The organism is Bartonella mastomydis, assembly GCF_900185775.1.
GTDB classification, from domain to species: domain Bacteria; phylum Pseudomonadota; class Alphaproteobacteria; order Rhizobiales; family Rhizobiaceae; genus Bartonella; species Bartonella elizabethae.
In genome coordinates, this window is the sequence record NZ_LT883137.1 from 228672 (window position 1) to 241470 (window position 12799).

Sequence of the window (12799 nt, forward strand, 5' to 3'; positions counted from 1 at the left end):
TTCACAAAATTTTCATCTCGAGCATCCCTTTATCCATGCGCGCTATTTTTTTATAAACAATAACCGTAATATAGCCAAACGAATCCTTAATCCCTAAAGCTTCTCTTAAAAAAACACACGATATAAAGATACACATGAAATTTGCCATATTCCACCGCAGAAATAACCTGCATCGCGATCCAATACACGCCATTTTTCAACGAAATTTTCTTTTTCGCTCTCTGCCTTATAAAGCAACTTTCATCAGTTTTATGCTTCTCCTTTCAGCCTGTCATATCCCCCTTTCTCAAAATGATAAGCTCTCTTCCAGTTCTTCTGAAACAATCAAACGTACCGACAACCATAATATCTATGTCACATTAAGCGCACTGCAACACCCCCGCATTTTGCAAATGTATGGTGGTGCCTATCATGATACAAAACTTGAACGCTTTTTAGCAAAAATTATCCGTAAACTCGCCCTTGCATCCCACCATTCTTCTCAAAGCTATTCTGTCACAATTTTAAACTCAGAAAATGTCAATGCATTTGCACTTCCCAATGGTTCGATCTACATCACCCGTGGTATGCTGGCACTTGCCAATGATTCTTCAGAAGTCGCCGCCATTTTAGCCCATGAGATGGCCCATATCAGAGCTAATCATGGCATTTTACGCCTGCAAAAAGAAGCCCAATTAAAGACGACAAATCGTATGTCTCCACGGCTTTTTTCTTCTATAGGCAAAAACCACAATCCCATACACAACAAGCAACAACTTGCACAATTTTCCCGCAATCAAGAGCTAGAAGCTGATTCTCTTGCCCTCGAAATACTCCAACAAGCAGGATATGATCCCTTTGCTTCACCGCGCTTTCTTCAAACAATGGAAGCCTATGGTGCTTTTCAGAATATTTCTGGCACCCCAAATGCTTCCTTAGACTTTCTAGCCTCTCACCCAACCACCCCTCAACGCATTCGGCTTGCGATAGAAAAAGCCCGTAAAATCAATCAACAAAATAGTGGAAAGACAGATCGTGATTCTTTTCTCAAAAGCATTGATGGCATGACTTTTGGAGGAAGCTTTGACACAGGGTTTGTACGAGGCAACGAATTTATTCATCCGCAATGGCGCATCGCTTTTTCTGTTCCCAACAATTTTACAATAGAACATTCCGCACAAACCGTTTGGGCCAGCGGCCCCAATAAAATTGCCATTCGTTTTGATGCTGTTCCCCATCCAGCAGGAATGTCTGCAAGTGATTATTTGAAAAGCGGATGGATTATCGGGTTAGATCCATCATCTATCCGCCCCCTTACAATTCAAGAGCTCCCTCCTCAAGGCTTCACGCGTCAAGAACACTTAAGCCAAAATTTACTTGCAGCACAAGCTCGTGCAACTCATGAGCAATGGCAATTTGATGTAGTTGTCATTCTGTTTAATAATCATATTTTTCGTTTTCTGACGGCAGCGCCCTATAATTCTCAAAATTTTGCAGAAATTGCCAAAAAAACGGTCCAAAGCTTTCACACTCTTTCAACTTTAGAGTTAAAAAAATTAAAACCCTTAAAGATCAGTATTGTCCGCGTTAAACAAGGAGAAAATGTTGCAAACCTTGCCAATAAAATACAACACACACCAAACAAAGAAAAACTCTTTCGGATTCTCAATGCCCTCTCACCAACTCAAACGTTACGCGCTGGTACAAAAGTAAAAATTATCACCGAATAACTCTTCTTTTTCATCTGCGATAATCTTGATTCTTTGTCTGTCTTTAATAGCGCCCTCCTCAAGACTATTGGCAAATGCAACCAGCCTACCATGCCCTACGCCCCGACAGCTATTCCCCTAAAAAACCTACCATGGCTTATATTCTAAATGAACGTGTCAAAGAGAATAGAGTGCAATTTCTGCACAAACCTTCTCAAACACACATCGCCCTCCAATCTTCTTCTGCTCATGAAGGACGATTCAATGCACCCCAGAAGGAGGCGTATGGCTTGATAAAGCGAGCAATCCCTCAACCAGCTTCATCATGCCCTACGCCTCCTGCAGCTACCCCCTCACAAAGTCTTTCATGGCTTATATATCGTAAGCATCTTCTGAATGAACCGTAAGGAGAGCAGAACGTAATTTCTGTAAAGCGCGTGCTTCAATTTGACGCACCCGCTCTTTCGAAATTCCTAATTTTTCACCCAAAACTTCTAGAGTAGCTCCCTCTTCATTTAAGCGACGAAAGCGAATAATTTCTAACTCCCGTTCGTTGAGAATTTGCAACGCATCGTAAAGCCATTGCGTCCGCCGTTGACCATCGATCACTTGCTCAATTAAAGCATCCGGAAGGGGGCTCTCATCAACCAAAACATCCATCTTCGCAATGGGATTATCACTGTTCTCAGAAACAGAAACACTCAAGGAATTATCCGAACTGGAAAAACGAAAGTCCATTGTTTCCACATCGCGTACGGAAACACCAAGTTTTTCAGCGATTGTGCGAAAAATATCCTGTTTTGATAAAGCACTATCATCTTGCACCAGTTTTGCGCGCAAACGCCGCAGATTAAAGAAAAGTGCTTTTTGCGAAGAACTGGTTCCCCCTCGAACAATTGACCAGTTTCGCAAAATATAATCTTGAATAGAAGCCCGTATCCACCATGTTGCATAAGTTGAAAAACGCACTTCCCGATCAGGTTCAAAACGTGCAGCAGCTTCCAATAGTCCCACATATCCCTCTTGTACCAAATCCCCTAAGGGCATTTTGAAACGTTTAAAGCGGTTCGCAATAGCAATCACCAAACGCATATGAGCTGCGGCAATTTGATGCATGGCATCATCATCGCGTTTATCTTTCCATCGCAGAGCCAAATCATGCTCTTTTTGTCGTTCAAGATAAGGTGCTTGCATAGCAGAACGCATCATATTACGTCCTAAGCTTTTGTCTGCATCGCTATAATTTTTGCTGCTTTTATAAACAGCATTTGAAAGATTACCCATAATAACCCCTTGCGATTAAAATTATCAAAATTGATTTGGTAACGACATCATTGTTCTTTCTTAAATTCTTCCTTAAAAAGAACTCAAAAGTTGTCCACTTATGCGCCCACTACTTTAGCGTGTAAATTTATAATCGCAATTGTTTTTTTTAGTGTCATGGTAAAACTTCTTGTCATAAGACACAATTTCACCTGCAAAATGCCCCTACAATATGCCTTTTAACCTATGAAATATTTGAAAAAAAAACTTTCTCTTCACTTTTCATGACAAAACAGCAAAAAAAATAAAATGCTCAGACAAAATACATGCTGTTTTTTTTGATGACCGATTCCATTTCCTTTTAAATTGAGAGAATCTTTATGCTTTTTAAGCTTTCGACTTTACATTACAACTAATAAGTGTAATCTACAAATATAAAATATCCCAACTGAATAAAAACTGAATAAAAAAGCAGCATCTAAGCTTTAAAGACGCAAAAAGAAACATCAAAAAACGAGAAGAATGATTGAAGCAAGCGCAACAAACGTGTTAAAGAAAGAGCAGCATTATGGAGTTGTCGCAAAAGGCTTTTTACCAGTATCGCGCTGAGAAAGAAAATGATCATGGATAGCAAGATTGTTCAACAGAATGAGATTCTTCAAGATGATATTCTCATTGAAAAATACGGAAGGGGTAAATTTGAAGGTTTTCGTTTTTATGCCAACAAAAATGATAGCGATCAAACAGCTGAGGAGCAATGCTCAACAGAGAATGAGAATTTGATTCTTGCGTTTTCCAAACGTGCAACACGTTTTTGTGCTTGTGCAAATGGCGATTTTACCCTCAGTTCTGATGGCATTGTGCGCTGGATTGGTCAACCTGTGGGGCAACTTGTTGCGACAGAAGATTTTTTCAAACCTAAACTGATTGTTTTAGCAGACACACAACTCACCGGAGAATCCCGTGACAATGTCGTAAAACGATTAGAACGCTTTGTAACCTTTCATTTTGAGACGGCTTTAAAGCCCCTTTTTGATTTACGCAATGCCGATAATTTAACAGATTCAACCAGTAACCTTGCCTTACAACTGTTTAACGCTTTAGGGGTTTTACCCCGCCGCGAAGTTTTAGACCTTGTCAAAAACCTTGCACAAGAATCACGTGCCGTACTTCGGCGTCTAGGGGTGCGTTTTGGTGCTTTTCATATCTATGTTGCAGGCATACTTAAACCTGCTCCAGTTCAAGCCATTACCCTTTTGTGGAATCTTCAAAACGCGGGACAAGACCAAACGGGTTTGGGTGAAATTTTTACAGCATTATCTGCTGGTCGTACCTCTTTGAGTGTTGACCCTACCTATAACCGCCAATTTTATCAATTAGCCGGTTACCGCATTTTAGGACAACGTGCCGTACGGATTGATATTTTAGAACGTCTTGCCAATCTCATCCGCCCCGCTCTTCAGTGGAAACAGGGAAGTGATCCCAAGCCCGATGGCGCCTATGACGGCAAAAGCTTTTTTGTAACCCCAGCCATGATGTCCATTCTTGGTGCCAATGGGAATGATATGGAAGAAATCCTCAAAGGACTTGGCTACCAATCATACAGCATAAGCAATACTGTTTTTGAACAAAATCTTCTTGCACAGCAAAGCTCTTTTTCTGTGACTGCGACAACACAAGAGGTTCAACCCGCAGAATGCGTTGGCAATTTATGGCAAACAATCAGAACTTCACAAACAACACAAGAAGAAAAAAATCCCTCAACCCTGAATGCTTTATCCTCTCATATTGAAAAACACCCCCTTAAAACCAATCATTTACCAGCAGCTGAACCTATTGGAAATTTTGCCAAGCCCACTCTCCCTCTTGCAGAAGATAAAGTTATTTTATTATGGCATTATAAGCATCCATTTCACCATCACACACAAAAGAAACGTGATAAATCCGGACATAAGTGGAAAAATAACCCGAAGAGCGCTATAAAAAAAGGGGACAAAGTGAATGAAAATTTCCCTCAAGAAACCCCTTCACAAACAAAACGTTCTCATAAGTTCCATAAACCCCAAGACAAGCGTGGAAATTATAAGCCTTTTCAAAAAGAAAAACGTTTTAACCCTGATTCACCTTTTGCAAAATTAGCTGTACTCCGTGATCAACTCACCAATCATCAAAACACAGACACACTTTCCTCTAAAGAGCATTAAAGTAACAAATGGAGTTTGATCTTGACCCACGTCGTAACCGACAACTGCATTCACTGCAAATATACGGATTGCGTTGAAGTTTGTCCTGTTGATTGTTTTTATGAAGGTGAAAATATGTTGGTCATTCATCCTGATGAATGCATCGATTGTGGTGTTTGTGTGCCAGAATGCCCAGCAGAAGCCATTATACCTGATACAGAACCAGGACTCGAAAAGTGGTTAGAACTTAATCTTCATTACGCAAACAAATGGCCCAATTTAACCACAAAAAAAGAGCCTCTTCCTCAAGCCAAAGAAATGGATGGCGTTCCAAACAAATTAGAAAAGTATTTTTCAGAAAATCCAGGAAGTGGAGAAGAGTAATGATACAGGGTATGGCGCTCTCCTTCAACAATTGAAAGACTTCTCTTGTAAAAATAAAAAATCCTCAAGCGAAATGATTGATTCTTTTGAAGTTTGATGTTAGTGTTATTCTAGCATGATCATCTTTCTAAGTATTTTTCTTTGCTTTTTTTAGTAAAGCAATGTATTTTTTTTGGATTTAAAAGTACTCGGCTTTTATGCTCACTTAATTGATACAATATACTTGGTTAAAGAAAACTCAACCCTCAGGTTTATAACCTGTTTTCCGATGCATTTGTTGATCATAAGGGAGTAAACTAAAATTATGGCATCCCAACATGGAACGTCCTCAAAGACTAAAGAATTTGCAACCTCTGAATATATCGTCTACCCCACGCATGGCGTAGGACAAATTATAGCGATTGAAGATCAAGAAGTTGCAGGACATAAATTAAAGCTTTTTGTCATTCATTTTGCGAAGGATAAAATGGATGTCAAGGTCCCTATTGCAAAAGCCCTTTCCGTTGGAATGCGTAAATTATCTGCTGGAGATTCCGTTGAACGCGCGTTAAAAGTTTTACGTGGAAAAGCACGCGTTAAACGAACCATGTGGTCACGCCGCGCCCAAGAATATGATGCTAAAATCAACTCTGGAGATCTTATTTGTATTGCTGAAGTGGTCCGTGATCTTTTTCGCTCTAACCTACAGCCCGAACAATCCTACTCTGAGCGTCAACTTTATACCGCTGCTCTTGAAAGAATGGCCCGCGAAATTGCGGTTATTAATAGCCTTTCTGAAACAGAAGCGATTAATCTCATCGAGATGCACCTTTCCAACAAGCCAAAACGCGAATTTAAAACTGAAAGAGAAGAAAACGCTGAAAACAGCGAAGCTGTCTACGCGGCATAATACACTCTTTCATAACAACAGAATATTTTGATAAAACCAGCAAAAGCTGGTTTTATTTTTTTATCATCCTCTGTATTCTCAAGAATAAAATTTCTTAAAGCACCAATTAACACTCTAACTTTTCGACAAATCACAACCGCTGCCGCTTCATGCGTTTTACTTCATAGCAAGCTCATTGACTCATCATCATAAGATATCATTTTTATCTTCTCAATCATCAGTCTGAATACAGGAAGCTTCTCTCCCATTAAATCATTCAAATGTCCCCTCACACATCCCATGTAATTCAAGATATTAATTTATAAAGATAATTTATCATTTTGTCTTATATTGAATTACCCCCTGAATATCGTAAAGTTCTTTTGTTTCCAACCTATTCCATGTTGAATCAATTAAAAACACTCGCTTACCTCTTACAAGTGAGGAGATCATATGAATAAAAACTTTACAAAAAAAGCATGTCTCTTATGAACCGCTTTAAGAGTCAAAAGCTATTTGCACACCCACGAGCTCGCAAAGTGTATGACAGCGCTCGCTTGCACTTTTATGCAGCTTAAAGGTAAATAAATTTTATATTCTTTCATGGGGCTTTATCATTATACCCTTCACGAAAGATTGTCGCAAAATGGGCTGAAAAGCACGCTGAGAGAGGTATTTTTAAAAAACGCGTAGATGTACAACACGGGTATATTCGATTTGGAGCGTTTTATTTATATAATGGCTGTGATCTCATCAAAGAACAAGAAAAGCATGAAACAAACCATCATCTCCATTCTTTAAAAGACACTGCACACAAACCATCCTTTATTGTCTCTCAAGAAAACAAAAAAATCATCCCCCCAATAGAATCATCTTTTTACGACAAAGCCTTACCCTCTATTCTAGGGAAAGCAGAAAATGCACGCTTGAGAACGCGCATTCATCCATAAACCAAAAGAAACTTAACCAGCACAGACAGAGAGATAAAAGACTAAAGCCTTAATCCCTAAAACAGAACGTCCACCATACACTTCCTTTTTCAAATCAATGACCCATTTTCAAATCAATAGCATGAGAGCGACGCCAATCTCCTCAACAGCCACCTCAAAGCAGAAAATGCACGCTTGAGAACGTGCATTCACCAATAAATAAAAAGGATCTTACCAGCAGAGACAGAGAGATAAAAGACTAAAGCCTTAATCACTAAAACGGAACGTCCACCATACACTTCCGTTTTCAAATCAATAGCATGAGAGCGACGCCAAGTCTCCTCAACAGCCACCTCAAAGCAGAAAATGCACGCTCGAGAACATGCATTCACCAATAAATAAAAAGGATCTTACCAGCAGAGACAGAGAGATAAAAGACTCAGTCCTTAACCACTAAAACGGAACGTCCACGATACATTCCCGTTTTCAAATCGATGTGATGAGGGCGACGCAATTCACCAGAATTTTTATCCTCGATGTAAGTCGGCGCCTTCAGGGCATCAGCCGAACGGCGCATGCCCCTCTTCGCTGGAGAGGTTTTTCGTTTAGGTACAGCCATAAAAAGACACTCCAAATCCATTAAAACAGAAAAAGCAATGTCAAAAATGACAATGCTTCATTTCAAAACACCATAAAATTTGAGGGCATTATATACTGATAAAAAAGAAGAGGCAATGTCAAAATGATCTTCCTCTTAGCAAAAATAACCTTTCTTTTATCAAAAAGGATGTCACAATGAGCAAATGAAGAGCAAAAGAACCCAAAAATTTATGCGTTTTATACACCCATGAAAGTATTTTCATAAGGCTAAAATTTAATTTTTTATTTGGCATTATCTTATTTGGCTTTAAAAGGGATTTGCGCATACAGTAAAGATACGCATAATAAAGAGAAATTGATTTTTAATAAAAACCTACGCCCATTGATGAAAACAAAAAAAGCAATAGCCTCTCTTTTTGAACGTCATCATTTTATTTTCATAAAAACAAAGGAAGCAAGAATGCACGAATTTACCACCCTTCTTGCAAAACATGGTCAAAGCGTTGAAAGTCGACTGAGCACCCTGCTCAGTGATCACATCCAAACTGGTGAAATTTCACGCCCTGAAAACCTCATCAAAGCTATGCGCTATGGGGTGCTAAACGGTGGAAAACGCTTGCGACCTTTTCTTGTGATTCAAAGTGCTGCACTTTTTGATATCCCTGTAGAGCATTCGCTTGATATTGCATGTGCCTTAGAATGTGTTCACTGTTATTCGCTCATTCACGATGATCTTCCAGCCATGGATAACGATATCCTCCGACGTGGAAAACCCACCGTCCACATAGAATTTGATGAAGCAACAGCAATTCTAGCAGGCAATGCTCTCTTGACATTTGCCTTTGAAATCATTGCCCATAAAGCCAATGCACTCTCTACAGAGATGAGAATAAAATTGATCACAGCTCTTGCACAATCAGCCGGACTTGGTGGTATGATAGGTGGTCAGATGCTTGATATTGAAGCAGAAAAAAGACCACAAGAAAGTACTGACATCATCACCCTACAACACATGAAAACAGCTTCTCTGATAAGCTTTGCTTGCCAAGCAGGCGCCATCATTGGTAATGCGTCAGAAAAATTATTGACAAAGTTGACGGCTTTTGGAACCTACCTTGGTCTAGCCTTTCAATTAACGGATGATCTTCTTGATGTTACTGCCAACACACAGACTTTGGGAAAAACCGCTGGGAAAGATGAAACAGCACAAAAGGCAACTTTTGTTCGCCTTTATGGCATTGAAGAAACCGAAAAAAAGCGAGATTCCCTCATCACAAAAGCAGAGGCTCTCTTACACCCTTTTGGTATCAAAGCACTCCCTCTCCAACAAGCAGCTCGCTTTAGTGCAACACGCAAAAATTAACGTCATCGACCCTATTACATTCCGCTCTATTGTACACAGCTTACACCATCCTTTTTGTTAAATGTCCAAGAGATTTTTCAAAAATCTTACCATTGATCTCCATGATATTATTGGTCCCATCATTCAATGGATATGACAAACCCTAAGGGGATATGACAAACCTTGAAGAGATCCATTAAAACAAGCACATGAATTTATAAAACACACATGTAATAATAATCTCATTGAACTTTTTTGCGCGTTCCTTCTAAAAAAAATACGGACAACAAGTAAATCAATAAATAAAGAGCAAAAATATAAATGAGTGAGAAAAAGCCAAACCTATTGACCATAGAGGCACTCATGTAAAAAAACACCAAGAGGCTCATTCTTCCAACGGTTGACAAGAAAGACTCGTATGTCGCCCTGAAATGATCACTCATACAATCATGTAGAATAACTTCCACACGAAGATAGGTATACTTAATGAGATAAAAAATCATACAGACTAAAATGACAGCAATTTCTTTTCTTGGTTCAAAGAAAGCCACTGTAAAAATCAGACAAACAGAAAGAAACAGCAATAAAACAAAATTTATTTTCTCGCTTAGTTTTGTAAAGAGAAAACTCGCCAAGAGCTGAGAGAGCAATATCAGCGAAAATGTCAGCCCAAGATCAAAATAAGTGACATGAATATGATGATCTTTAAAGATCCACTGCCAATATTGCGAAAAGATATTGAAAAAAATCAATGAAAAATAAAAGCATAAAGAGATATAAGGAATTTGAACAAAAATAGAGACCATTTCTTTAGCTTCACAAATGAAAGAATGTGTCTGAAGTGAATTGACATGACGTGGTCTTTTCTCTCCTTTGAGGTCATCAAGAAAAAACAAACCAAAGAATGTTGTCATCAACATTAAAAATGCCGCGATATACCATATAGATTGGCTCGAATAATCAGCAAAATAAGCACCAATCAAACTAAAGATAAACATGCCAATGTAATTATATTGAGAACTTAATCCCAGCACTTTTTTAGTCGATGTTCCTTTTGCTTTTGCATATTGAACAAGTAAAGCATTATAAGCCCCCGCAATCAATGTCAGCGACACTGCATTAAAAGATTCTGCCACAAGAAAACCGTAAAAGCTTGTAGAAACGCCCATAAGAAAGAGCCATAGAGCAGCAAAAGCCGCCGCTAAAACGATTGATATTTTATAACTTTTTCGATCGGCAAAATACCCCAGAGGAATATCGGTCACCATCATAATAAAAGCCTGAAATGACTTAATGATCCCGATATCAATAAGTGTTAGCCCTTTTTCAAGCATATAAAAGACAATAAAGGCGCCTGTTAAAATTCTTATACCGTTAAATAAAAAGCCAAAGGCTAGTATACTTTTCATTCATTCCCCCCAATAGCGCCAAAAAAGGCATCCAGATACATCATTTTATAGAAAAATAAAAGCTGACCTTTTATGACAGATAGGGCAATATCCGCTATAAGGATCTTCAGTTTTATCAATTTTATATCCGGAAAAATGCCTAAAAATATCGGAAGAAAGAATAAATCATGTTCTTTCTATAATTTTGCTTTTGTCAAAGTCTATTATTCCACGAACGCAAGAACCGCCAACGAGCCAGCATCCACATTTAAGGATCTATCAAAGTCTTCATATCGTTTTACTGAATAGTCTTAAAAAGCTCAAACACATCGATATCAGTCATAGGTTTCTGATACCATGCATAAAAGCTGGTTTTGCCTGAGATCATCAGCAGTACAATACTTTCACACCGTACCAAGCAACTGATCAACAAACAATACATTGATTTATAATCATCATTCATTGTTTTGCATGTCGAATGAGCATCCTGAATATTGTAAAATTCTTTCACTCACTCATAGTGCATCAATTCAAATCACTTATCTGCCCTCACAAGCGAGGGAGACATGTGAGTAAAAACGTTACAAATAAAAACTAAAATGTCTTTTATGGTACCATCTCAAATCTTAAAAACTGTATGGAAGCCGGCGCAAATATATGATGCTGCGGGTTGTTCTTTTATTAAACTTAAAAGATGGGGGGACTGTACAAGTTTTATACCCTTCACGAGAACTTTACCATTATAGCATTTCATAAACTCCATCGTGAAATGGAAATCCTAAGAGATATCTCTTTAAAACAAGGGATCTTCTTTATTTCAACCTTGTGCAATTATTCAACCTTGTCCAAAGCGTTTATGAATATAATCACTCAACAGCCCCTCGAATTCTTCAGCAATATGATCACCCCGCAAAGTTTTTACCTTTTGTCCATCAATAAAAACGGGTGCCGCTGGACTTTCTCCCACTCCAGGCAATGAAATTCCAATATCCGCATGTTTTGATTCCCCTGGACCATTGACGATACATCCCATCACAGCAACCTTCAAACTTTCAACTCCAGGGTATTTTTCACGCCAAACGGGCATATTTTTGTGTAAATTTGTTTCAATTTTTTGCGCTAATTCCTGAAAAACCGTTGAAGTTGTACGCCCACATCCAGGGCAAGCTGCAACCACGGGGAGAAATTGCCGAAATCCCATCACTTGCAAAAGCTCTTGCCCCACTTTTACTTCTCGTGTTCGATCCCCACCCGGTTCCGGCGTTAAGGAAATCCGGATTGTATCGCCAATCCCTTGCTGTAATAAAATGCCCAAAGCCACTGAAGAAGCCACAACCCCTTTTGTTCCCATCCCTGCTTCCGTTAATCCCAAATGAAGAGCATAATCACAACGCTCTGCCAAAGCAATATAGACAGCAATAAGATCTTGAACATCACTCACTTTAGCAGAAAGAATAATTTTATCACGCCCCAATCCCATCTCTTCAGCCCAAAGAGCCGACTGTATAGCCGACTGCACAACGGTTTCCCGCATCACTTCAGCCACCGATAAAGGGTTTTCTTGTCTCGCATTTTCATTCATAAGCTGTGTTAACAACGCATTATCAAGAGAACCCCAATTCACACCAATGCGAATAGGTTTATGATAACGACAAGCAATCTCAATAATTTCTGCAAATTGACGATCTTTTTTCGCACCAAAACCTACATTTCCAGGATTGATGCGATATTTGGCAAGCGCCTCAGCGCATGCCGGATGCTCTGATAAAAGCTTATGGCCAATATAATGGAAATCTCCAACCAATGGGACAAAAAATCCTAACCGCTCCAATCGTTCACGTATTTTTGGGACAGCTGCCGCCGCTTCATCACGATCAACCGTAATACGAACCAATTGTGAGCCCGCTTGCCAAAGAGCAGCCACTTGAGAAACGGTTGCATCAACATCAGCAGTATCTGTATTGGTCATTGACTGTACAACTATCGGGCTCTGCCCCCCAACCATTACATCACCAACAGCGACGCCAACAGAGTGACGACGCTCAAGAGGTTTCGATAAAAAATAGGTCGTGCTCATCAAGTCCTCAAATTTTTAAAATCCGCACTATCAGTCATCACTGACATTGACTTTCTCCGCGCTTCAAAGGATGAACA

9 protein-coding genes are annotated in these 12799 nt (G+C 39.2%); 5 read left to right on the top strand and 4 right to left on the bottom strand.

What is annotated here, in order from left to right:
- Window positions 1-134 precede the first annotated feature (134 nt).
- Window positions 135-1709: a M48 family metalloprotease gene (locus tag FJG96_RS01735; protein ID WP_139412473.1), complete on the top strand. Its 1575-nt coding sequence runs from the start codon at window positions 135-137 to the stop codon at window positions 1707-1709.
- A 351-nt stretch (window positions 1710-2060) separates the two neighbouring features.
- On the opposite strand, the gene FJG96_RS01740 is transcribed toward FJG96_RS01735, so the two are convergent.
- Window positions 2061-2972 (bottom strand): RNA polymerase factor sigma-32, encoded by a 912-nt coding sequence (locus tag FJG96_RS01740; RefSeq protein ID WP_005774560.1) that lies wholly within the window; start codon window positions 2970-2972, stop codon window positions 2061-2063.
- A gap of 602 nt (window positions 2973-3574) precedes the next feature.
- Between FJG96_RS01740 and FJG96_RS01745 the strand changes: the two genes are divergently transcribed.
- The 3 genes from FJG96_RS01745 (at window position 3575) to FJG96_RS01755 (ending at window position 6407) form a co-directional block, all read left to right on the top strand.
- A complete protein-coding gene (locus FJG96_RS01745) occupies window positions 3575-5155 on the top strand; it encodes a hypothetical protein (protein ID WP_139412474.1) in 1581 nt (526 codons plus the stop codon).
- Between the two features lie 21 nt (window positions 5156-5176).
- Window positions 5177-5518: a ferredoxin FdxA gene (fdxA, locus tag FJG96_RS01750; RefSeq protein ID WP_005774558.1), complete on the top strand. Its 342-nt coding sequence runs from the start codon at window positions 5177-5179 to the stop codon at window positions 5516-5518.
- A gap of 304 nt (window positions 5519-5822) precedes the next feature.
- Window positions 5823-6407: a CarD family transcriptional regulator gene (locus tag FJG96_RS01755; RefSeq protein WP_139412475.1), complete on the top strand. Its 585-nt coding sequence runs from the start codon at window positions 5823-5825 to the stop codon at window positions 6405-6407.
- Window positions 6408-7754: 1347 nt separating this feature from the next.
- Here FJG96_RS01755 and rpmF read toward each other — a convergent pair.
- On the bottom strand, window positions 7755-7934 hold the full coding sequence (gene rpmF, locus FJG96_RS01760; protein WP_005774555.1) for a 50S ribosomal protein L32: 180 nt from the start codon (window positions 7932-7934) through the stop codon (window positions 7755-7757).
- A gap of 441 nt (window positions 7935-8375) precedes the next feature.
- Between rpmF and FJG96_RS01765 the strand changes: the two genes are divergently transcribed.
- Window positions 8376-9278: a polyprenyl synthetase family protein gene (locus FJG96_RS01765; protein ID WP_139412476.1), complete on the top strand. Its 903-nt coding sequence runs from the start codon at window positions 8376-8378 to the stop codon at window positions 9276-9278.
- 221 nt (window positions 9279-9499) lie between these two features.
- Here FJG96_RS01765 and FJG96_RS01770 read toward each other — a convergent pair whose 3' ends face one another.
- Window positions 9500-10666, bottom strand: a complete 1167-nt coding sequence (locus FJG96_RS01770; protein ID WP_139412477.1) for an MFS transporter — start codon at window positions 10664-10666, stop codon at window positions 9500-9502.
- A gap of 814 nt (window positions 10667-11480) precedes the next feature.
- Window positions 11481-12722, bottom strand: coding sequence for a flavodoxin-dependent (E)-4-hydroxy-3-methylbut-2-enyl-diphosphate synthase (gene ispG, locus FJG96_RS01775; RefSeq protein WP_139412478.1), 1242 nt, complete (start codon window positions 12720-12722; stop codon window positions 11481-11483).
- Window positions 12723-12799 lie beyond the last annotated feature (77 nt).

Coding starts and splice junctions, on each gene's coding strand:
- FJG96_RS01735 (WP_139412473.1), top strand. CDS start 135: ATGAAATTTGCCATATTCCACCGCAGAAATAACCTGCATCGCGATCCA.
- FJG96_RS01740 (WP_005774560.1), bottom strand. CDS start 2,972: ATGGGTAATCTTTCAAATGCTGTTTATAAAAGCAGCAAAAATTATAGC.
- FJG96_RS01745 (WP_139412474.1), top strand. CDS start 3,575: ATGGATAGCAAGATTGTTCAACAGAATGAGATTCTTCAAGATGATATT.
- FJG96_RS01755 (WP_139412475.1), top strand. CDS start 5,823: ATGGCATCCCAACATGGAACGTCCTCAAAGACTAAAGAATTTGCAACC.
- rpmF (WP_005774555.1), bottom strand. CDS start 7,934: ATGGCTGTACCTAAACGAAAAACCTCTCCAGCGAAGAGGGGCATGCGC.
- FJG96_RS01765 (WP_139412476.1), top strand. CDS start 8,376: ATGCACGAATTTACCACCCTTCTTGCAAAACATGGTCAAAGCGTTGAA.
- FJG96_RS01770 (WP_139412477.1), bottom strand. CDS start 10,666: ATGAAAAGTATACTAGCCTTTGGCTTTTTATTTAACGGTATAAGAATT.
- ispG (WP_139412478.1), bottom strand. CDS start 12,722: ATGAGCACGACCTATTTTTTATCGAAACCTCTTGAGCGTCGTCACTCT.